The sequence below is a fragment of the Streptomyces sp. NPDC046308 genome (assembly GCF_055588065.1).
In genome coordinates, this window is the sequence record NZ_JBVJFB010000003.1 from 640,719 (window position 1) to 662,725 (window position 22,007).

Here is a 22,007-nt window from a genome sequence, read left to right on the forward strand (position 1 = left end):
GCGCGAGGCACCGGGGACCGGCCGTTGACGTACGGGTCCGTCGGAGGTCAGACGGCCAGGATGGCCTTCTCCTCCGCGAAGTGGCACGCCGACTCGTGCGCGGCCGGGCCGCTCTGGCCCTTGAAGCGCTCCGGGATCGCCAGCAGCGGCTCCTCGGTGGCGCACTTGTCCTGGGCCTTCCAGCAGCGGGTGCGGAAGCGGCAGCCCGACGGCGGGTTGGCCGGCGACGGGACGTCACCGGTCAGGATGATGCGCTCGCGGCCCTCGCGGGCCTCCGGGTCGGGGACCGGGACGGCGGAGAGCAGCGCCTGGGTGTACGGGTGCGTCGGGTGCTCGTAGATCTGGGCGTCGGAGCCGATCTCGGCCATCTTGCCCAGGTACATGACGCCGACGCGGTCCGAGATGTGCCGGACGATCGACAGGTCGTGCGCGATGAAGAGGTAGGAGAGGTTGAACTCGTCCTGGAGCTTCTCCATCAGGTTGATGACCTGCGCCTGCACCGACACGTCGAGCGCGGAGACCGGCTCGTCGCAGATGATGATCTCGGGCTGCAGGGCCAGGCCGCGGGCGATGCCGATGCGCTGGCGCTGACCGCCGGAGAACTGGTGCGGGTACCGGTTGATGTACTCCGGGTTCAGGCCCACGACGTCCAGGAGCTCCTGGACCTTGCGGCGCCGGTCGCCCTTGGGGGCCACCTCGGGGTGGATCTCGAAGGGCTCGCCGATGATGTCGCCGACCGTCATGCGCGGGTTCAGCGAGGTGTACGGGTCCTGGAACACCATCTGGATGTTGCGGCGGACGGCCTTGAGGGCCTTGCCGGACAGCCGGCTGATGTCCTCGCCCTTGTAGAGCACCTGGCCGGAGGTGGCCCGCTCCAGGTTCATCAGGAGCTTGGCGACCGTGGACTTGCCACAGCCGGACTCGCCGACGATGCCGAGGGTCTCGCCCTTGTACAGGTCGAAGGAGATCCCGTCGACCGCCTTGACCGCGCCGACCTGCTTCTTGAACAGGATGCCCTGGGTCAGCGGGAAGTGCTTGACCAGGTTGCGGACCTGGAGGATCGGCTCGCGCTCGGTGGCGTTCTTGGTGAGCTCAGCCATGGATCTGCTCCTTCCAGAAGTGGCACGCGCTGCCGCGGCCCGGCAGTTCGGTGCCGTCCTGCTCGGTGACGGGGTGCAGTACGGGGATCTCCGTACGGCAGATGTCCTGCGCCTTGGGACAGCGGGGGCTGAAGGCGCAGCCCGTCGGGATGCGGAGCAGGTTGGGCGGCAGACCCTTGATCGCGTAGAGCTCCTGGCCCTTCTGGTCCAGGCGCGGGATCGAGTCGAGCAGGCCGCGGGTGTACGGGTGGGACGGACGCTTGTAGATCTCGTGGACCGGAGCGGTCTCGACGATCCGGCCCGCGTACATGACGGCGATCTTGTCCGCGACGTCGGCGACGACGCCGAGGTCGTGGGTGATCAGGATCAGGCCCATGTTCATCTCGCGCTGGAGCTCCGCGAGCAGGTCCATGACCTGCGCCTGGACCGTCACGTCGAGGGCCGTGGTGGGCTCGTCGGCGATGATCAGGTCCGGCTCCAGGGCCAGCGCCATGGCGATCATGATGCGCTGGCGCATACCGCCGGAGAACTGGTGCGGGTAGTCGCCCACGCGCGCCTTGGCGGCGGGGATCTTCACCCGGTCCATGAGCTCGATGGCCTTGATCTTCGCGTCCCTCTTGGAGGTGCCGCGGTGGACCCGGAACATCTCGCCGAGCTGGTCGCCCACCGAATAGACCGGGTTCAGGGAGGACAGCGCGTCCTGGAAGATCATCGCCATCTTGTTGCCGCGGAGCTTGCGCCGCTCCTCGTCGGACATCTTGAGGATGTCCTTGCCGTGGAAGCGCACCTCGCCGCCGGCGATCCGCCCGGGCGGGGTGTCGAGAATGCCCATGATCGCCTGTGCGGTGACGGACTTGCCGGAGCCGGACTCGCCGAGCACGGCGAGGGTCTCGCCGGCGTTGACGCTGTAGCTCACGCCGTTGACGGCCTTGGCGACCCCGTCACGGGTCTTGAACTCGACCTGGAGGTTGTCCACCTCCAGCAGCGGCACGGCGGACCCGCCGCCCGTCTCCGCAACGCTGAGAATCTCCGACGTCGTCACGCCGCCACCTTCGTCCTGCTTGCTGATGTTGTCTCGGGGCATCGGGCGGCCCTACCGGAGCTTCGGGTCGAGCGCGTCACGCAGGCCGTCGCCGACGAAGGCGAAGCCGAGCACGGTGACGACGACGAACAGGCTGGGGAAGTACCACAGGTAGTCATTGACGCCGATGAAGCCCTGTCCGGCCGCCAGCATGTTGCCCCACTCGGGGACGTCGACGGGGACACCGGCTCCGAGGAAGGAGAGCGCTGCCACACCGACGATCGTGGTGCCGACGTTGAAGGTCGCGTAGACCAGAACGGCGGTCAGCGAGTTGGGCAGGATGTGCGTACGGACGACCCGCCAGCCGCCGGCGCCGAGCGCCTTGGCCGCGTGGACGTAGTCCATCTCGCGCACCGACAGGATCGAGCTGCGCAGCAGCCTGGACACGGTGGCCCACGAGAAGATGGCCAGCGAGATGACCACCGGGGTGATGCCGCGCCCGGTGACCAGGATGATGACGACGGCACCGATCATCAGCGGGAACGCGAGGAACACGTCCGCGACGCGCATGACCAGGGTGTCGGCGAAGCCGGCGAAGTAACCGGCGATGGCGCCGAGGGCGACACCGATCAGCACCGCGAAGAAGATCGAGGCGAGGCCGACGAACATGGCGACGCGGGTGCCGGCGATGAGGCGCGAGAACATGTCGCGGCCCAGGGCGTCGGTGCCCATCCAGTGCGTGCCGTTGGGCGAGGCGAGGGTGTTCTCCAGGTCCTGGGCGCCCGGGTCGAACGGGGCGAGCATGTCGCCGAAGATCGCCGTCAGGAACAGCAGGGAGATGATCACGAGACCGACGACGGCCAGCTTGTTCTGGACGTAGCGGTGCCGGATCTCGCCCCACTGGCTCAGTTGCTTGGGTGCGGGTTCGGCGGAGGCCGAAGCGGACGACACGGGGTTCTCGTCCCCGATCGCCGGGCTCGTTGCGAGCTCAGACATGAGGAAATCCTCCTTGGGGGCGGTCAGCTGAGGCGGATACGCGGGTCGAGGGCCGCGTACAGCAGGTCCACGATGAGGCTGAGGACGACGAAGATCGCGACGCTGTAGGTCACGACCCCGATGACGATCGGGTTGTTCTGCTGCTGAATCGCCTGAACCAGTGCCAGACCGACACCGTCCCAGTTGAAGATCGCCTCAGTGATGAGCGCACCACCGAGGAGTCCGCCGAACGAAATACCCAGGTACGTGACCACGGGGATGGACGAGTTGCGCAGCACGTGCTTGAACAGCACGCGGCGTCGCGGGAGTCCCTTGGCCACGGCCGTCTTCACGTAGTCCGCGCGCAGCACCTCGAGCATCGTGCCGCGGGTGAGGCGGGCGACGAAGGCGATGTCGGTGATGGCGAGGGTGATCGCGGGAAGGACCATGCCTTCGAGCTTGTCTCCGCCGAGCTGTGGGAACCACTGGAGGTCCACGGCGAAGAACTTCATGAGCAGCATGCCGATCACGAAGGTGGGGAAGCCGACGGCCATCGTCGTAAAAAATGTCGTGGCCATGTCGAGAATGCTGTATCTGTAGAGCGCGGCGATGATGCCGACGCCCATACCGAACACGGTGACGAGCACGATGGCCAGGATGGCCAGCTTCGCCGTGTTCTGAAGCTTGGGGCCGAGGATCTCGGAAACCTCGCGGCGCTGCACGAAGTCCTCGCCGAGGTCGCCGGTGGCAACCTTCGCGACGTAGTTGACGTACTGCTCGGGCAACGACTTGTCGAGCCCGTAACGCGCCTTCAGTTCCGCGACCACTGCGGGGTCACGTGCCTTGTCGCTGCCCGCGATCGAACCCACGGGATCGCCGGGGAGTACGAACAGACACGCGAACAGAACCATGGTCGCGCCTATGAGGACTATGACCATCTGCCCGAGGCGACGGGCGACGTACCTTCCCATGTTTTGCCTCTCTACCTGGCCGCTTCTGGGAGCAGCGGCCTCCAGCCCAAGGAACGGGCCGGCTCTCGGCGTGCGGGGGTTGCCCGCGGATGTGAGGGGTGCCGAAGTGAATACGGCCTGCCGAGCGGGGCCGCGGCCCACCGGTCACCCGGGGGCCGCGGCACGTTCGCTCCTGACGGATATACCGTCCGAACCGATTACTTCTTGACAGAGATCTTCTCGAGGATCGGGTCCTCGTTGAAGTTGATGTCGTCCAGACCGTTGAACTTGTCGGTCGCCATCAGGCGGAACTGGGAACGGTTGAAGGTCGGGATGAGCGCCATGTCGTCCATGGCCATCTTCTCGGCCTGCTTGTACATCGTGATGCGAGCGGCCTCGTCCTTGGTGGCGCGGGCCGTGTCGATCAGCTTGTCGAACTCGGGGTTGTTGTAACGGACGCGGTTGTCACCGGTCACGTTGCCCTCGGCGTCCTTGTTCATCGAGGCCGAGTGCAGCAGCGGGAACAGGAAGTTCTCCGGGGTGGGGTAGTCCGCGCCCCACGCGAAGCGGTAGACGCCGGTGGCGCCGGAACCCTGCTGCTCCTTGAGCATGCCCGGGAAGTCCTTGCCGTCCAGCTTGACCTTGACGCCGAGGACGTCCTCGAGCTGCTTCGCGATGGCCTGGACCCACTCTTCGTGGCCCGCACCGGTGTTGAAGCTGAACTTGATCTCGGTACCCGGCTTCAGGCCGCCCTTCTCGGCGTGCTCCTTCGCCTTGGCGACGTCCTGCTTGATGCAGGAGACGCAGAGGTCCTTCTGGTACGCCTTCGGGAACGCCGGCGGCACGATGGTGGTCGACGGGGTCTGGTAGCCCTGGAAGACACCCTTGGCGATGGCCTGACGGTCGATCGCGTAGGAGATCGCCAGACGGGCGTCCTTGTTGCTCGTCGGACCGTTGTCACCGATCGGCAGAACGAAGTTCATGCCGTTCGTGTCCTTGGCGAACCACTTGTTCTGCGGCTTGTACTTCGCCTCGGCCGTCTTGAGCATCGGCGTCGGGATGTGCGCGTAGTCGAAGGTGCCGGCCTGGAAGCCGTCGTACTCGAGCTGCTGCGCGGTCTTGTCGTTGAGGAGCGTGACCTGGACCTTCGCGAGGGAGGCCTTGGTCAGCGAGTAGTCGTCGTTGCGGACGAGGTTGATCGCCTTGTTGTGCTCCCAGGTGCCGTCCATCTTGAACGGACCGTTACCGATGGGGGCCTCGCCGAACGCCTTGTCCTCTTCGCCGACCTTGGCCGACTTCGGAACCGGGCTGTAGGCGTTGTGCGCCGTCTTCAGGACGAACTCGCAGTCCGCCTTGGACAGGTCCACCTTGATGGTGTTCGGGTCCGGGGTGGTGACACCGGAGAAGGTCTTGGCGGAGCCGTCCTGCAGCTCGGCGTAACCCTTGATGCCGGCGAAGTGGTACGCCACGTCGGACGCGGCGGCCTTGTGCGCGGCACGGGCCCAACCGCGGGCGAACGCCTCGGCGTCCACGACCTCGCCGTTGGAGAACTTGGTGTCGGGCTTGATCTTGAAGGTCCAGGAGGTGCAACCCTCGTCCGACGTCGCCGACTCGGCGAGCGCGGGCTCGGCCAGGCCGTCCGGCGTGTTGCCGTACAGGCCGGTGAACAGCGCGTTGGCGAGCAGGATACCGGTGGACTCGTGGGCACGCCCCGGGTCGATGGTGTCCGGCTCCGTGCTGCCCAACCGGAAGACGCCGCCGTCGGCAGCGCTGCCCTTGTCCTTGCTGTCACCGTCACCGCCGCCACAGGCGGTAGCGGCCAGGGCGACGACAACCGCGCCCACGACCCACTTGGCGCTCTTGGCACCGCGCATGGGTTTCCTCCTCATGAGTCCACTGATCGACTTGAGGGGCAAAAAAACCTCGCCGACACCCCTGACGGCGAGCGAATTCCTGCCCATAGTGTGCTCGTGAGTCGGCGCGCTCCCCACAGCGCGTGACCCATTGACCCGAGCTCAATGGAGCCATCCTCAGGGACTGCCAGGCCGTAAACCACACTTGCGTGGTCTCGTTTTCACAACATCGATCCACGGCAGAAACCCGAAATCCGGACAAACGGATAGGAGACAGACACGTGCGAAACGGACGGTTAGCTCATCTTCCGGAGTGTCACGGTCGGTATGCGGACACCAGAACGCAAAAATCCGCTTGACAAAAGCGAACAGCCCCTCCCGACACGGACTCCGTGACGGGAGGGGCTGCTGCATTTCAGAGTGCTGCGGCCGGCAGCCTCCGCCGCGGCCGCCCGCCCGAGCAAACCACGGGACGGGCGCCGCAACGGCCCTGCTGCGTACGGTCTTTACTCCTACTTGGCCGACTTGGCGCGCGACGCGGTGCGCGAGCGCTCCTTCTGGTCCAGCACGACCTTGCGGATGCGGACCGCCTCCGGGGTCACCTCGACGCACTCGTCGTCGCGGCAGAACTCCAGGGACTGCTCCAGGGAGAGCTTGCGGGGCGGAATCACGTTCTCCGTGTTGTCCGCGGAAGCCGCACGCATGTTGGTGAGCTTCTTCTCCTTGGTGATGTTCACGTCCATGTCGTCGGAGCGCGAGTTCTCACCGACGATCATGCCCTCGTACACCTCGGTGCCGGGCTCGGTGAACAGGACACCGCGCTCCTGGAGGTTGATCATCGCGAACGGCGTGACCGCACCCGCGCGGTCCGCGACCAGCGAACCGTTGTTACGGGTCACCAGCGGGCCGAACCACGGCTCGTGGCCCTCGTGGATCGAGTGGGCGATGCCGGTGCCGCGCGTACCGGTGAGGAACTCGGTACGGAAGCCGATGAGACCGCGCGACGGAACGACGAACTCCATGCGCACCCAGCCGGAGCCGTGGTTCGACATGTTGTCCATGCGGCCCTTGCGGACGCCCATGAGCTGCGTGACCGCGCCCATGTGCTCCTCGGGGACGTCGATCGTCATGCGCTCGACCGGCTCGTGGACCTTGCCGTCGATCTCCTGGGTGACCACCTGCGGCTTGCCGATGGTCAGCTCGAAGCCCTCGCGGCGCATCTGCTCGACCAGGATGGCGAGCGCGAGCTCACCGCGGCCCTGGACCTCCCAGGCGTCCGGACGCTCGGTGTCGAGCACGCGGAGGGAGACGTTACCGATGAGCTCGCGGTCGAGGCGGTCCTTGACCTGGCGGGCGGTGACCTTGCGGTCCTTGACCGCGGACTTGGCGTCCGCGCCCTTGCCGGTGCCGCCGCGGCCGACCATCGGGGAGGTGTTCGTACCGATGGTCATGGAGATCGCCGGCTCGTCCACCGAGATCAGCGGCAGGGCGATCGGGTTCTCCGGGTCGGCCAGGGTCTCACCGATCATGATCTCGGGGATACCGGCGACCGCGCAGATGTCACCCGGGCCCGCCACCTCGGCCGGCTTGCGGGTGAGCGCCTCGGTCATCATCAGCTCGGTGATGCGGACGTTCGAGATCGAGCCGTCACGCTTGATCCACGCGACGGTCTGGCCCTTGCGCAGCTCGCCCTGCTCGACGCGGAGCAGCGCGATGCGGCCGAGGAAGTTGTCGGCGTCCAGGTTGGTGACGTGGGCCTGGAGGGGGGCGGCCTCGTCGTACACCGGGGCCGGGACGTGCTCCAGGATGGTGGAGAAGAACGGCTCCAGGTTGTCGCTGTCCGCGGGGACGGTGCCGTCCTCCGGCTTGGTCAGCGAGGCGACGCCGTCACGGCCGCAGGCGTAGACGATCGGGAACTCGATCTGGTCCTCGTCCGCGTCCAGGTCGAGGAAGAGGTCGTACGTCTCGTTGACGACCTCGTCGATCCGGGAGTCCGGACGGTCGGTCTTGTTGATGCAGAGGATGACCGGCATCTTCGCCTGCAGGGCCTTGCGCAGGACGAAGCGGGTCTGGGGCAGCGGACCCTCCGAGGCGTCCACCAGCAGGACGACCGCGTCCACCATCGACAGACCGCGCTCGACCTCACCACCGAAGTCGGCGTGGCCGGGCGTGTCGATGATGTTGATCGTGATCGGGGCCCCGCCGTCCTTGGGGTGATACTTCACCGCCGTGTTCTTGGCGAGGATCGTGATGCCCTTCTCACGCTCCAGGTCGTTCGAGTCCATCATGCGGTCGTCGAGGTGCTGGTGGGCGGCGAAGGCACCGGCCTGCTTGAGCATGGCATCGACGATGGTCGTCTTGCCATGGTCGACGTGGGCGACGATGGCGACGTTACGGATGTCGTGGCGCGTGGGCACTTCGGCGCTTCTCCCGGGATCGTGGATGGCGTCGCGTACGGCCTGGCACGCGCGCCTCGGCCGGGCGAAAACCTGCCACGGCCTTACCCCATGGTACGTCGCGTGGCGGGAACCGCCTGCCGGGGGGCTGTCAAGAGGCCGGACGAATGAGCGCGGCCGAGTGCTGCGTGGGGTGCCCGGACCGCCCATCGTGCCGGTAATCATGCGGGTCAACGGCCGGGTCAATGGGTACGGCACGACCTTGCCCGCCGGGGATCCGGCGGGCAAGGGACTTGAGTCACATCTGAGCTTGCTACCCGGGGGTCAACCTGACAGGCACCCCTTTGTCATCACTTCTTCGCCCACGCTACTTCTTCTTGTCCTTGGCGGTCGGCGGCTTCTTCCAGCCGATGTCCTGGTAGCGGGGGGTGCCGAGGCCGAAGGCGCCGGCGTTGGCCAGGCTCGGCTTGACGGCCACCAGCTCCGGGCGCTGGTAGAGCGGGATGGAGCCGGCGGCGGCCCAGATCCGGGCGTCCGCCTTGCGGATCAGCTCGCGGGACTGCTCCTCGTTCAGCTCGCCGACCGCCTGGTCGAAGAGCTGGTCGATGTGGTCGGTACCGACCCGGGTGTAGTTCTGTTCGACGAGGAGCGAGCCGTCCGCGGCCGGCTCCGGCTTGGCGAAGATCGGCCGTGCGTCGGTGGCGGGGTAGGCGGTCGCCGGCCAGGAGTAGAGGGCCAGGTCGTACTGGCCCGAGGCGATGTGGTCCTTGAAGAAGCTGTCGTCGGCCACCTTGGTCGTCTCGGTGTTCACCCCGATCTTCCGCAGCATCTGGGCGATCCGCTCGCCGACCGCGCGCAGGGACTCCGAGCCGGGTCCGGCCGGGAGGACGAAGCGCAGGGTGAGCGCCTTGCCGTCCTTGGCGAGCATGGCGCCGGAAGTGCGGGTGGCCTGCTTCGCCGGGGCCGGAGAGGCCTTGGCCGGATCGGCCCCGTCACCGTCGCGGGCCGCGCTGCGCTTGCCGTCGTCGACGGTGCCGCCGGGGGCGGCGGGGGCGGCGGGGGCGGGGGCGACGGCCGCCACCCGGGCCGCCTGGGCGAGGAGGGAGACCTCCTGCTGGGCGCCGAAGGGGGCGGGGGCCAGTACGGGTGAGGGCCGGTCATGCGCACCGCCCGGGGCCGCGGCGAGGCGCCGCTCGCCTCCTGCGCCCGCCGGGCGCTGCGCGGCGGCCGCGCGCGGGTCGCCGTTGGCCTCGTCGTCCTGGCCCACGATGTAGAGGCCGTCGTTTCCGGTGCCCGGGCCCGAGGGCGTCTTCCCGTCGTCCTGCGGCGCGCTCTCCGGGCCGGCCTTGGCTCCCGCCGGCTCGGTGATCTTGCCACCCCGGCGCCAGCCCGCGTCCGCGAGGAGCGCCTGGGCCGCCTGCATGTCCTGACCGCCGAGGGCGTCGCTGTTGTCGGCGTAGGCCCGCTGCCCGGCCAGTGCCACGTGGCTGCCCACGGGCTTCGCGGGCAGGCCCAGCGGCTTCAGCACGAGCTCGGCCAGCGCCTTGCGGTCCAGTGCCCGGGCCACCGCCCGGCGCACCCGCTCGTCCGCCAGCGGGCCGGTGGACCCGTTCATCGCGAGCTGGGTGTAGGCCGGCTCGAGGGACTTGCGGACGGTGAAGTTCCGCAGGGCCGTCTGCTCGTCGGCGTACCGTTTCACCGCCGCCACGTGCTTGTCGCGGCTCTCCCGTTCCGCGGCGGCCTTGTCCTCGTCCGTCCCGAAGGCGACCGCCCACGACAGCGTGGCCTGCGCCGGGGTCATCGCGGCTCCCGGACCGTGGGCCGGGGCGCCGCCCGAGCCCGCCCCGCCCTTGCCCACGCCGTCCTTGCCGGCTCCGTCCTTGCCGGCGTCCCGGCGGGCCAGCGCGATCCGGTCGGCGCCGTTGCGGTCGACCTCCGCCAGATCCAGCTTGCCGGCCGCCAGCGCCGCCGCCCGCTCGGCCCGCGGCACCGCCGTCAGGACCAGCGTGTCCAGCTTGGCCTGCCGGCCCCACCAGCGCGGATTGCGGGTGAGGGCCGCGGTGCCCGTCTTCTTGTCGATCGCCCCCAGGGCGAAGGGCCCCGCGGTGACCTTCAGAGCGCCGCGGGCGCCCTCGTTGAAGGCGTCCGGGGTGCCCGTGACCTGCTTGGGGTAGAGCGGGCTGAACAGCGAACGCCAGTCGGCGTACGGCTTGGCGAAGGTGACCCGGACCTCCAGGTCGGTCTTGCCCTTCTCGATCTTCTCGATCCGCTCGTAGCCGGCGTTGCGCGCCGTCCAGTACGCCGAGTCCTTGCCGTTCAGGGCCCGCCACTGGGCCACGAAATCGGCGGCGCCGATCTCGCGTCCGTCGCTCCACACCGCCTGCTGGTTCAGCTTGTAAAGGACGACCTGCTTGGGCTCCCGCTCGACGACCTCGGCCTTCTCCAGGTAGTCGGGATTGGCCACGGGCCGCCCCTTGGCGTCCAGCACGAAGAGCTGCGGCAGCACGGCACCGGCGATACGGGTGGTGGTGGCGTCCGCGTCGGCCTGGAAGGTGTTCAGGGTGTCCGGCAGGGCGTCCACGGCCCACCGCAGCACACCCCCGTCCACGACCTTCTCGCGCGCGGTCGTGGCGATGTCCTGCCCGGCGGCGACGGGGCCGCCCTCCTCTTCACCCGCGCCGCAGCCCGTGAGGAGCGGCAGTGCGAGGACTCCCGAGGTCAGGAGCGCCAAGGACCTGCGCCTTCGCTGGGACATGGGTGGTACCTCCGGGGGCGGGACGTGGGGGAAGCATGATCACGTTCGGCGGTATATGGAGCTGATCACACCGGTTGCCGGATCCCACTGAAATCGACGGTCCGCCGCACCCTTCGCACCCGCCTCTCGCCACGCCGCGAACCCCACCCGTGCGGACCAATCCGGCTTGCGCGCCGAGGGAGCGGTCCCCCGGGAGGGGGATGAGAATGGGGGCAGGGAGGGGCGCACAGTTCACGCCTGCGCGCCTGCAATCGCTGCACGTCCCTTCACAACGGGGGACGGGAAGCGCGACACTCGCAGGCGCACATGAGCGTTGCCACCGCAGCTTGGCGGAAGTGAGGGCAAATCATGTCCCTGCAAGACGATCTGAGTGCCGTACGACGGAACCTCGACGAGCTCACGCGCAAGGTCGAGCAGCTGGAGCAGCAGGCCGGGCGGCGCAAGCCCGGGAGCTCGACGCCGGCGTCCCCGCCGGACCCGTCCCGGATGGTGACGGTCCCGGACACGCCGTACGACAGCTCGCTGTGGACCGACTCGGACGACGAGGGCCTCGGCGCCCGCGACCGTCGCGCGCCCTGAGCGGCGTACGCGACCCCACGACCTCCCGCACACCCCATCCGGCCCGGCCGCTCGCGGCCGGGCCCCCTGGGGCCACCCCTCATCACTCCTCCCGGAGTCCTCTTTGGCCACAGGAACACAACCACCCCGGCAGCGGCCCGGCGGCGTCCACGACGCCTCCCGGGCCGCGATCACTGCCCGGCACCTGCGGACCGACCGGTGGTGGGTCTCCCCCGCCGTCACCGCGGCCGGGCTGCTCGCCTTCATCGCCTACTCGACCTGGCGGGCCTTCGCCAACGCCGACTACTACGCGGCCCCCTACGTCTCGCCCTTCTACTCCCCGTGCCTCGCGGAGAACTGCGTCCCCATGAAGGGCGGCCCCAACTGGGAGGTCTTCGGCAGCTGGTGGGGCCTGTCGCCCGCCCTGCTGATCCTGGTCTTCCCGCTCGGGTTCCGGCTGACCTGCTACTACTACCGCAAGGCCTACTACCGCGGCTTCTGGGCCTCGCCGCCCGCCTGCGCCGTCGCCGAACCGCACGCGAAGTACACCGGCGAGACCCGCTTCCCGCTGATCCTCCAGAACGCCCACCGGTACTTCTTCTACGCGGCGGTCCCGGTCGCGGGCATCCTCACCTACGACACCGTGCTGACCTTCCGCGACGAGCACTACGCGTGGGGCCACATGGGCCTCGGGACCCTGCTGTTCCTGGTCAACATCACGCTGATCTGGGCCTACACGCTGTCCTGCCACTCCTGCCGCCACATCATGGGCGGCCGGCTCAAGCACTTCTCGAAGCACCCGGTCCGCTACCGGCTCTGGGGCTGGGTCAGCCGGCTCAACACCCGTCACATGCAGCTGGCGTGGGCCTCCCTGATCAGCGTGGCCCTGTGCGACTTCTACGTCTACCTGCTGGCCAGCGGCGCCTTCACCGACCCGAGGATCTTCTGACATGGCCCAAGTCGAACGGCAGCAGTGGGACGTGGTCGTGGTCGGCGCGGGCGGCGCCGGGCTGCGGGCCGCGATCGAGGCCCGCGAGCGCGGCGCCCGGACGGCCGTGATCTGCAAGTCCCTCTTCGGCAAGGCCCACACGGTGATGGCGGAGGGCGGGATCGCCGCCTCCATGGGCAACGTCAACGAGGGCGACAACTGGCAGGTGCACTTCCGCGACACCATGCGCGGGGGCAAGTTCCTCAATCAGTGGCGGATGGCGGAACTGCACGCGAAGGAGGCCCCGGACCGGGTCTGGGAGCTGGAGACCTGGGGCGCGCTCTTCGACCGCACGCCCGACGGCAAGATCTCCCAGCGCAACTTCGGCGGCCACGAGTACCCGCGCCTCGCGCACGTCGGCGACCGCACCGGACTGGAGCTGATCCGCACCCTCCAGCAGAAGATCGTCGCGCTCCAGCAGGAGGACTTCAAGGAGTACGGGGACTACGAGGCCCGGCTCAAGGTCTTCCAGGAGTGCACCGTCACCAGGGTCCTGAAGGACGGGGGGAGGGTCTCGGGGGCCTTCTGCTACGAGCGCGAGTCCGGGCGGTTCTTCGTCCTGGAGGCACCGGCGGTGGTGCTGGCCACGGGCGGGATCGGCAAGTCCTTCAAGACCACGTCGAACTCGTGGGAGTACACCGGCGACGGCCACGCGCTGGCCCTGCTCGCGGGCGCGCCCCTGCTGAACATGGAGTTCGTGCAGTTCCACCCGACCGGCATGGTCTGGCCCCCGTCGGTGAAGGGCATCCTCGTCACGGAGTCGGTGCGCGGCGACGGCGGGGTGCTGCGCAACTCCGAGGGCAAGCGCTTCATGTTCGACTACGTCCCCGACGTGTTCAAGGAGAAGTACGCGGAGTCGGAGGCGGAGGGCGACCGCTGGTACGAGGACCCGGACCACAACCGGCGTCCGCCCGAGCTGCTGCCGCGCGACGAGGTGGCCCGGGCCATCAACGCGGAGGTGAAGGCCGGCCGCGGCTCCCCGCATGGCGGGGTCTTCCTCGACGTGTCCACCCGGATGCCCGCCGAGAAGATCAAGCGGCGGCTGCCGTCGATGTACCACCAGTTCAAGGAACTGGCGGACGTGGACATCACCGCGGAGCCGATGGAGGTGGGCCCGACCTGCCACTACGTGATGGGCGGGATCGCGGTCGACTCCGAGAGCGCGGCCACCGTCGGGGTGTCGGGGCTGTTCGCCGCGGGCGAGGTCGCGGGCGGGATGCACGGCTCGAACCGGCTCGGCGGGAACTCCCTCTCCGACCTGCTGGTCTTCGGGCGGCGGGCCGGACTGCACGCGGCGGAGCACGCCACGGCCGCCGGTGAGCGGCCCGCGGTCTCCCAGGCGGAGGTCGACGCGGCGGCCGCGGAGGCCCTGGCCCCCTTCCACGCGGCGGAGGGCGCGGAGAACCCGTACACCCTCCACCAGGAGCTCCAGACGACGATGAACGACCTCGTCGGCATCATCCGGCGCGAGGGCGAGATGGCCGAGGCCCTGGAGCGGCTCGCGACCCTGCGCGTGCGGGCCGCCCGGGCCGGGGTCGAGGGGCACCGGCAGTTCAACCCGGGCTGGCACCTGTCCCTGGACCTGCGGAACATGCTGCTGGTCAGCGAGTGCGTGGCGCGCGCCGCGCTGGAGCGCACCGAGAGCCGCGGCGGGCACACCCGGGAGGACTGTCCGTCGATGGAGCGCGGCTGGCGTCCGGTGAACCTGCTGTGCCGCCCCGTCGACCCGCCCCCGGCGGATCCGGCGGCGGACCGGATCGTCCTCGAACGCACCCGCACCGAGCCCATCCGTCCCGACCTGCTCGCGCTCTTCGAGAAGGAAGAGCTGGTCAAGTACCTCGCCGAAGAGGAGCTGTACGAATGAGTACGTACGACGCGAGCTTCCGGATCTGGCGGGGCGACGCGGAGGGCGGGGAACTGCGGGACTTCACCGTCGAGGTGCACGACGGGGAGGTGGTCCTGGACATCGTCCACCGGCTCCAGGCCACCCAGGCCTCGGACCTCGCGGTGCGCTGGAACTGCAAGGCGGGCAAGTGCGGTTCGTGCAGTGCGGAGGTCAACGGCCGGCCGCGGCTGATGTGCATGACGCGGATGTCCACCTTCGAGCGGTCCGAGACGATCACGGTCACCCCGCTGCGTGCGTTCCCGGTCGTCCGCGACTTGGTGACGGACGTGTCCTTCAACTACGCGAAGGCGCGGGAGGTGCCGGCCTTCGTGCCGCCGGAGGGGGTGGCGCCGGGCGCGTACCGGATGCAGCAGATGGACGTGGAGCGCTCGCAGGAGTTCCGCAAGTGCATCGAGTGCTTCCTGTGCCAGGACACCTGCCATGTGGTGCGTGACCACGAGGAGAACAAGAGTGCCTTCGCCGGTCCGCGTTTCCTGATGCGGGTGGCGGAGCTGGACATGCACCCGCTGGACGCGGCCTCGGAGGCGGGTCTGGACCGCAAGCGCACGGCCCAGGAGGAGCACGGGCTGGGGTACTGCAACATCACCAAGTGCTGTACGGAGGTCTGCCCCGAGGGCATCAAGATCACCGACAATGCGCTGATCCCGCTGAAGGAGCGGGCGGTGGACCGCAAGTACGACCCGCTGGTGTGGCTGGGCGACAAGATCGGCCGTCGGCGGGGCTGAGGTCGCGGGTGCGGGGCCGGGACCCTCTCCGGAGGGGTCCCGGCCCCGGGCCGGTCAGCGCTCGGAGTGGTCGATGACGTTGCCGTTGGCGCAGTTGTTGGTGTGGTCGCCCACCCAGTCGCCCAGGACGGGGACGACGGCGACCTCCTGGAGGCAGACGGCGGCCGCGGTGAAGTTCCAGTTGTTGGCCGCGTTCACCCCGCCGCCGAAGTTGCTGTCGTCGTCGGCGTGGGCGGGGGCCGCGAGGCTGAGGGCGGCGAGGGTGAGCACGGCCGCAGTCATGATCTTCTTCATGGTCTGCCAACGACAGGGGCCGGGGCGCGTCACTGCGCGTTGCTCCGGATGCGGGCACGGGGAACCGCTCATACCCTCCCAAATGTGACCCCGCCGAGAAGCGAGCCGAAGAGCCAGGTACGCGTACGGGCCGGGCTCGCCCTGGCAGCCGCACTGCTGGCGCTCGGCGGCTGGGGGGTGGGCCAGGCGCCGCCCGCACGGGCCGAGGACCCCGTCACGCTGTCCCGGCAGGGGCAGATCACCGACCGGGTCGGGGCGCTGGAGGGCCGGCGGGCCGACGTCACCGCCGCGCTCGACGAGCTCTACGCCGACCGCCGGATCCAGCTCTTCGTGGCGTACGTGGACGACTTCTCCGGGCGCTCCGCCCAGAGCTGGGCCGACGCCACCGCCGAGAAGAACGGGCTCGGCCAGAACGACATCCTGCTGGCGGTGGCGACGGGGGCCCGCCAGTACGCCTATTCGGCCGCCGTCGATTCCGGTTTCACCGAGGACAAGCTCGCGGCCGTGGCCCGGGACGCCATCGAGCCGGCGCTGCGGCAGAACGACTGGGCGGGCGCCGCGATCGGGGCGGCGAACGGCTACAACGCGGTGATCGGCGGGCAGCCCGTGCCCGTCCCCACCATCACCCCCGGCCCGGCCGATCCCGGCGGCGGGGCGAGCGGCGAGGACGGGGCCGGGGACTTCGTGCTGCCGGTGGTCGCGGTCGGCGCGGCCGGCGCCCTCGCGGCGTACGCGTTCACGCGCCGCAAGCGGAAGACGGCCGCCGGCGGCGGACGCGGTACGACGACCGGGCCGGGCTGGCCCGAAGGGGCACCGGACCGGCTTCCGCTGCCGGAACTGGACGCCAGGGCCAAGACCCTGCTGGTGGAGACGGATGACGCCGTGCGCACCAGCACGGAGGAACTGGGCTTCGCCTCCGCGCAGTTCGGCGACGAGGCGGTCGGCCCCTTCACCGAGGCCGTGGAGTACGCCAAGGGCGAGCTGACCCATGCCTTCCGGCTGCGCCAGCAGCTGGACGACGCCTACCCGGAGGACGACGCGGCCCGGCGCCGGATGCTGGACGAGATCGTCGCCCGCTGCACCGAGGCGAACCGGCGGCTCGACGCGGAGTCGGCGGACTTCGACCGGCTGCGGGACCTGGAGAAGAACGCCCCGCAGGCGCTGGCGACCGTGGAGGAGCGCTATCTGGAACTGACCGGGCGCGCCACCACCGCCGAGGCCACCCTGACCGCGCTGACGCGGCGGTACGCGGACTCCGCTTCCGCGCCCGTCTCCTCCCATCCGGAACAGGCCAAGGACCGGCTGCTGTTCGCGGCGACCAACCTGGGGCTGGCCCACGCGGCCCTCGACGGCGGCGAGAGGGGTACGGCGGCCGTGCACGTACGGGCCGCCGAGGCCGCCGTGGACCAGGCGGCGACCTTGATGGACGCGGTCGAGCGGCGGGCGCAGGAGCTGGCGGAGGCGGCCGGGAAGCTGCCGGGCGCGCTGACCGAGACGGAGACCGACCTGGCGGACGCGGGCGGACTGCTGACCGGTACCGCGGAGGGCACCTCGACGGCCGACCTGCGCGGGCGGATCGGCCGGGCGGAGGCCGTACTGGCCGCCGTACGACAGGAGGAGGCGGCGGGCCGGTACGACCCGATCGACGCCCTGCGCCGGGTCGAGGAGGCCGACGCGGCCCTCGACGAGGCCCTTTCCGGGGTGCGGGAGCGGGAGTCGGGCCGGCAGCGGGCGGTGGCCCTGCTCGACCAGGCCGTGCTCTCCGCGCGCAGCGCGATCGGCGCGGCGACGGACTACGTCACGACCAGCCGAGGCGCGGTCGGCAGCCAGGCCCGCACCCGGCTGGCGGAGGCGGGCCGGCACCTGGAGCGGGCGGGGGCGCTGGCGGCGGGTGATCCGTCGGGCGCGCTGGCGCAGGCGCAGCGGGCGGACGCGCTGGCGCGGGAGGCGCAGCGGCTGGCGGAGCAGGACGTACGGGCGTACCAGGACCCGTACGGGGGCCGGCGCGGCGGCGGTCAGGGCGGCGCCGTGCTCGGCGGGATCATCCTCGGCGAGATCCTGCGGGGCGGGCTGGGCGGCGGGGGCCACGGCGGTGGCGGGGGCTTCGGCGGCGGTTTCGGCGGCGGCAGCGGGCCCGGCTCGTTCGGCGGTGGCGGAACCCGCGGCCGCATGGGCGGCGGCGGCCGCTTCTGAACCGGCAACGGCAACGGCAACGGCAACGTGCAGCGGCAACCGCAACGGACAGCCCCTTCCTCATCAGGAGAGACGAGTCATGAGCAAGCAGACCATCCTCGGCCGTGTCACCCAGCTCGCCAAGGCCAACATCAACGCGCTGCTGGACCAAGCGGAGGACCCGCAGAAGATGCTGGACCAGCTGATCCGCGACTACACGAACAACATCTCGGAGGCGGAGCAGGCCGTCGCGACGACGATCGGGAACCTGCGGATGCTGGAGGCGGACCACAAGGAGGACGTGGAGGCGGCTTCCGAGTGGGGTGCCAAGGCCCTCGCGGCGAGCAGGAAGGGGGACGAGCTGCGGGCGGCGGGGGCGACGGCGGACGCCGACAAGTTCGACAACCTCGCGAAGGTGGCGCTGGGCCGGCAGATGCAGTCGGAGAAGGAGGCGAGGACGGCGGAGCCGACGATCGCCGCCCAGACGGAGGTCGTCGACAAGCTCAAGTCGGGTCTGGACTCGATGAAGGGCAAGCTGGTCGAGCTCCAGTCGAAGCGGGACGAGCTGGTGGCCCGTGCCAGGACGGCTCAGGCGCAGAACACGATGCTGGACGCGGTGAAGAACATCGACGTCATGGACCCGACGAGCGACCTGAACCGCTTCGAGGAGAAGGTCCGGCGGGAGGAGGCGATGGCGCTGGGCAGGCAGGAGCTGGCCGCGTCCTCGCTGGACGCCCAGTTCGAGTACCTGGAAGACCTCGGGAAGTCCTCGGAGATCGAGGCCAGGCTCGCCGCGCTCAAGCAGGGCCGCGCCGCCTAGGGCCCACCCTGCTGTAATAATCACCCTGCGAGTTCGTCTGTTACCTACTCGGGGGGAACCTTGCCTTACGCGCACACGGCCGAGGCCGCACGAGCGTGGGTCCACGGCTGGACCCTTTCGCGCGGCGCAGCCGAACCCGTGCCCCGTTCCTGGGGTTTCACCATCGACGTCGGCCTGCCCGGACACGTCATGCGCCACGTCCTGCACTCCGCCGAGGAGGCGACCGTCCGCGAACTCGCCGGACAGGCCACCGCGCCCGGCGCCTGGTTGAAGGCGCTGGTCGCGCCGGAGACGCTGGAGCCCTGGCTCGCTCCCGGCTGGCGGCTCGCCGGCGGACCCGGCTACCTGATGTCCGCCCCGCTCCCCGACGCCGACGCCGCCGCCCGCGCCCTGCCCGGAACACCCGGCGGGTACCGGCTGGACAGCTGGACCCGCGCCGGCGTCACCCGCGTCCTGGTGCGCACCGCCGACGGCACCTTCGCCGCGCGCGGCCAGGTCGCCGTCACCGGCCTCGGCGCCGTCGTCGACCAGGTGGAGACCGACCCGGCCCACCAGCGCCGGGGCCTGGGACGCCTGGTCATGCGCGGGCTCACCGCCGCCGCCGCGGGGCAGGGCGCCACGGCGGGCGTGCTGGGCGCGACACCGGAGGGCCGGGCCCTGTACGAGGCGATGGGATGGCGCACGGTGGCCCCGCTGACCGGCGCCGTGCGGGGTCCGCAACCGTCGGGGACCTGATCGGGGGTCACATGCGGCAGCCCCCCGGACCGGGCGGGTCCGGGGGCGCGGCCGTGCGGTCCCGCTCAGCCGCGCACGCTCAGCCGTACATGCTCAGCAGTTGTTCCGCCGACAGCTCGGCCACGGCCTCGGCCGCCGCGCCGGGCAGCGGGAGCTCGAACCAGACCGTCTTGCCGCGGTGGGTACGGCGCGTGCCCCACCCGGCGGACAGCAGGCCCACGAGCTGGAGGCCCCGGCCGCCCTCGTCGGTGTCGCGGGCCCGCCGCCGGCGCGGCTGCACCAGGTTGGCGTCCCACACCTCGCAGACCAGGGTCCGGTCCAGCAGCAGCCGCAGCCGGATCTCGCCCTCCCCGTACCGCAGCGCGTTGGTGACGAGTTCGCTGACCAGCAGTTCGGTGGTGTCCAGCAGGCCCTCCAGGCCCCATGCGGGCAGCTTGGCGCGGGCCAGCTCCCGCGCCCGGCCCACGGACCGGGCCTCGCGCGGCAACTGCCAGTCCCCCACCGCGTCCACCGGGAGCCCCTGCACCCGGGCCATCAGCAGGGCGATGTCGTCCTCGCCGTGCCGGGTGTCCAGGGTGTTGAGGACGTGGTCGCAGACGTCCTCGAGGGGGCGGACCGGGTCCGCGAGGGCGGCCCGCAGGCCGCGCAGGCCCTCCTCCAGCGGGTGGTCGCGGGACTCCACGAGCCCGTCGGTGTAGAGGGCCAGCAGGGCGCCCTCGGGGAGTTCGACCTCGACCTCCTCGAACGGCTCTCCGCCCACGCCCAGCGGCATCCCGGGCGGCACCTCCAGGAGCAGTGCGGGCCTCGGCTTCCCGCCCTCGTCCGGCGGCTCCACCAGCACGGGCGGCATGTGGCCCGCGTTGGCGATCGTGCAGCGCCGCGTCACCGGGTCGTAGACGGCGTAGACGCAGGTGGCGAGGTAGACCTCGGAGCGGTCGGCGTCCCGTGAGTGCAGGGCCGCCCGCGAGGCCTGCTGGGAGCCGCCGGGGGCGCCGAGGCCCCGGGCGATCTCGTCGAGCGCGGTCAGCACCTCCGCCGGTTCGAGGTCCAGCAGCGCGAGGGTCCGTACGGCGGTGCGCAGTTCGCCCATGGCGACGGCGGCCCGCAGCCCCCGGCCCATGACGTCGCCGACGACGAGCGCCGTGCGGTGGCCGGGCAGCTCGATGACGTCGAACCAGTCGCCGCCGACCTCCGTCGCCGCGTTCCCCGGCAGGTACCGGCAGGCGATGTCCAGGCCGGCGGCCTCCGGGTCGCCGGGGGGCAGCAGGCTGCGCTGCAGTATCAAGGCCCGCTCGTGCTCGCGCCGGTACAGCCGCGCGTTGTCGATGCACACGGCGGCCCGGGCGGCGAGTTCCACGGCCACCGCCCGGTCGCGTTCGCCGAAGGGTTCGCTGCCCTTCGTACGGGAGAACTGCGCGAGCCCGACCACGGTGTCGTGGGCGACCATCGGCACGACCAGCGTGGACTGCACGAGGTCCTCCGGTCCGCCGCCCTCGATCAGCCGCGGTCGCGCCGTGCGCAGGGCGAGCGCGCCCGGGGACGCCGCCGGGTACCGGTGGACGTCGCCTACGGAGACCAGCGCGCCCGGACCGGACAGCGGCGCGTCCGAGACGGCGGAGGCGAAGGCCACCCGGCGCAGCGCGGCGGACGGGGTCCGGGCCGGGCCCTGGCCGGGCAGGCTGGGCACGCCCGGCCCCTGCGGTCGTGCGGGCCGGTCGTCGTCGCCGAGGAGCAGCCCCTGGTAGAGGTCGACGGCGGCCAGGTCGCAGAAGCCGGGGACGGTGACGTCGAGGAGTTCCCGGGCGGTGGTCTCCAGGTCGAGGGAGTTTCCGATGCGGTGCCCGGCCTCGTTGAGCAGGGCGAGATTGCGCCGTACCCCGGCGGCCTCGCGGGCGGCGAGGTGGCGGCGGGTGACGTCGGTGCCGATGCCGGCGACGCCGATGGGGCGGCCGGATCCGCCGTGGACGCGGTAGAGGTTGATGGACCAGTGGCGGTTCTCCCGGCTGCCGGGGGCGGCGCCGGTGATCCGCAGGTCGGTGACCGATTCCCCGGTGTCCAGCACCCGGCGCAGGGCATCCGCCATCCGGTCGGCCTCGTGCGGCGGCAGGTAGTCGTGCACGGTCCGGCCGCGGTGCTCCTCCACGGCGCCTCCGAAGACGGTGGCGAAGCGGCGGTTGGCCCGCTGCACGGTGAGGTCCGTGCCGAAGAGGAGGAAGCCGAAAGGAGATTGGCCGAATATGGCCTGTGAGGCCGCCAGGTCCGACTCGATGCGCCGCAGTGCGCGGACGTCGACGACGACGCACAGCGCGGCCCGTTCGGCGGTCTCGGTCAGGGTGGGCATCACATAGATCTCGGCCACTCCGTGCGCGCCGTCGCCACCCGGGATCCGGAAGGGGATCAGGCCGGTCCACTCCTTGCCGTCCAGGATCTCGGCGACCTTGCGGTGTGCGTCGGGGCGCAGCTCGGGCGGCATGAAGGCGTCGACCGGGTCGCGGCCGACGGCCTGTGCGGCCGTCAGACCGAACAGTTCCTCGGCGCGCAGGCTCCACTGGTCGATGTACCCGTCGGGCCCGATCGAGAAGGACGCGACCTTTATGTAGTCATATATCGAGCCAGGCGGACTGCTGTGCCACAGGGCGTCGTGCCATGTCTCCCGAGGCACGTCGGCCTGATGTGCCTGCGCAGGTATTTCGCTCACGCGACCGTCCCCTCCAGCTCACCGCAACCGGACCGGCCATGACCGCAGTATTCAGCACCAC

The 22,007-nt window shown here is 70.5% G+C and carries 16 protein-coding genes; 7 read left to right on the forward strand and 9 right to left on the reverse strand.

The window, feature by feature from the left end:
- Window positions 1-47: 47 nt before the first annotated feature.
- The 7 genes from ACZ6JT_RS16740 to ACZ6JT_RS16770 form a co-directional block, all read right to left on the reverse strand.
- A complete protein-coding gene (locus ACZ6JT_RS16740) occupies window positions 48-1,100 on the reverse strand; it encodes an ABC transporter ATP-binding protein (protein WP_469210490.1) in 1,053 nt (350 codons plus the stop codon).
- Window positions 1,093-2,076 (reverse strand): ABC transporter ATP-binding protein, encoded by a 984-nt coding sequence (locus tag ACZ6JT_RS16745; protein ID WP_376619868.1) that lies wholly within the window; start codon window positions 2,074-2,076, stop codon window positions 1,093-1,095. The genes ACZ6JT_RS16740 and ACZ6JT_RS16745 overlap by 8 nt, the downstream gene beginning before the upstream one ends.
- A gap of 117 nt (window positions 2,077-2,193) precedes the next feature.
- Window positions 2,194-3,117: an ABC transporter permease gene (locus ACZ6JT_RS16750; protein ID WP_365474788.1), complete on the reverse strand. Its 924-nt coding sequence runs from the start codon at window positions 3,115-3,117 to the stop codon at window positions 2,194-2,196.
- A 23-nt stretch (window positions 3,118-3,140) separates the two neighbouring features.
- Entirely contained in the window at window positions 3,141-4,007 is an 867-nt protein-coding gene (locus ACZ6JT_RS16755) for an ABC transporter permease (protein ID WP_234323603.1), read from the reverse strand.
- A gap of 257 nt (window positions 4,008-4,264) precedes the next feature.
- Complete coding sequence (locus ACZ6JT_RS16760) at window positions 4,265-5,920, reverse strand: peptide ABC transporter substrate-binding protein (protein ID WP_469210493.1); 1,656 nt, start codon at window positions 5,918-5,920, stop codon at window positions 4,265-4,267.
- A gap of 491 nt (window positions 5,921-6,411) precedes the next feature.
- On the reverse strand, window positions 6,412-8,316 hold the full coding sequence (gene typA / locus ACZ6JT_RS16765) for a translational GTPase TypA (RefSeq protein ID WP_469210494.1): 1,905 nt from the start codon (window positions 8,314-8,316) through the stop codon (window positions 6,412-6,414).
- Between the two features lie 346 nt (window positions 8,317-8,662).
- Window positions 8,663-11,050 (reverse strand): ABC transporter family substrate-binding protein, encoded by a 2,388-nt coding sequence (locus ACZ6JT_RS16770; RefSeq protein ID WP_469210496.1) that lies wholly within the window; start codon window positions 11,048-11,050, stop codon window positions 8,663-8,665.
- A gap of 348 nt (window positions 11,051-11,398) precedes the next feature.
- Between ACZ6JT_RS16770 and ACZ6JT_RS16775 the strand changes: the two genes are divergently transcribed.
- The 4 genes from ACZ6JT_RS16775 (at window position 11,399) to ACZ6JT_RS16790 (ending at window position 15,227) form a co-directional block, all read left to right on the forward strand.
- Window positions 11,399-11,629 carry a hypothetical protein gene (locus ACZ6JT_RS16775; protein ID WP_388828489.1) on the forward strand — a complete coding sequence of 77 codons (231 nt, stop codon included), beginning with the start codon at window positions 11,399-11,401 and terminating at the stop codon, window positions 11,627-11,629.
- A gap of 103 nt (window positions 11,630-11,732) precedes the next feature.
- Window positions 11,733-12,557, forward strand: a complete 825-nt coding sequence (locus ACZ6JT_RS16780) for a hypothetical protein (RefSeq protein WP_469210499.1) — start codon at window positions 11,733-11,735, stop codon at window positions 12,555-12,557.
- Between the two features lies 1 nt (window position 12,558).
- The gene (locus ACZ6JT_RS16785) at window positions 12,559-14,460 is read left to right on the forward strand and encodes a fumarate reductase/succinate dehydrogenase flavoprotein subunit (RefSeq protein WP_469210501.1); all 1,902 of its coding nucleotides are present in this window, start codon (window positions 12,559-12,561) and stop codon (window positions 14,458-14,460) included.
- Window positions 14,457-15,227 carry a succinate dehydrogenase/fumarate reductase iron-sulfur subunit gene (locus tag ACZ6JT_RS16790; protein WP_469210504.1) on the forward strand — a complete coding sequence of 257 codons (771 nt, stop codon included), beginning with the start codon at window positions 14,457-14,459 and terminating at the stop codon, window positions 15,225-15,227. Before ACZ6JT_RS16785 ends, ACZ6JT_RS16790 begins: the two co-directional genes overlap by 4 nt.
- A 54-nt stretch (window positions 15,228-15,281) precedes the next feature.
- Here the strand turns inward: ACZ6JT_RS16790 and ACZ6JT_RS16795 are convergent, their stop codons facing one another.
- Window positions 15,282-15,521 (reverse strand): hypothetical protein, encoded by a 240-nt coding sequence (locus ACZ6JT_RS16795; protein ID WP_469210506.1) that lies wholly within the window; start codon window positions 15,519-15,521, stop codon window positions 15,282-15,284.
- 48 nt (window positions 15,522-15,569) lie between these two features.
- On the opposite strand from ACZ6JT_RS16795, the gene ACZ6JT_RS16800 reads away from it, so the two are divergent.
- The 3 genes from ACZ6JT_RS16800 (at window position 15,570) to ACZ6JT_RS16810 (ending at window position 19,248) form a co-directional block, all read left to right on the forward strand.
- Window positions 15,570-17,714: a TPM domain-containing protein gene (locus ACZ6JT_RS16800; protein WP_469210508.1), complete on the forward strand. Its 2,145-nt coding sequence runs from the start codon at window positions 15,570-15,572 to the stop codon at window positions 17,712-17,714.
- A 79-nt stretch (window positions 17,715-17,793) separates the two neighbouring features.
- Entirely contained in the window at window positions 17,794-18,513 is a 720-nt protein-coding gene (locus tag ACZ6JT_RS16805; protein WP_469210510.1) for a PspA/IM30 family protein, read from the forward strand.
- A 138-nt stretch (window positions 18,514-18,651) separates the two neighbouring features.
- Complete coding sequence (locus tag ACZ6JT_RS16810; protein WP_469210511.1) at window positions 18,652-19,248, forward strand: GNAT family N-acetyltransferase; 597 nt, start codon at window positions 18,652-18,654, stop codon at window positions 19,246-19,248.
- Between the two features lie 79 nt (window positions 19,249-19,327).
- On the opposite strand, the gene ACZ6JT_RS16815 is transcribed toward ACZ6JT_RS16810, so the two are convergent.
- Window positions 19,328-21,937: a SpoIIE family protein phosphatase gene (locus tag ACZ6JT_RS16815; RefSeq protein ID WP_469210730.1), complete on the reverse strand. Its 2,610-nt coding sequence runs from the start codon at window positions 21,935-21,937 to the stop codon at window positions 19,328-19,330.
- Window positions 21,938-22,007: the final 70 nt, after the last annotated feature.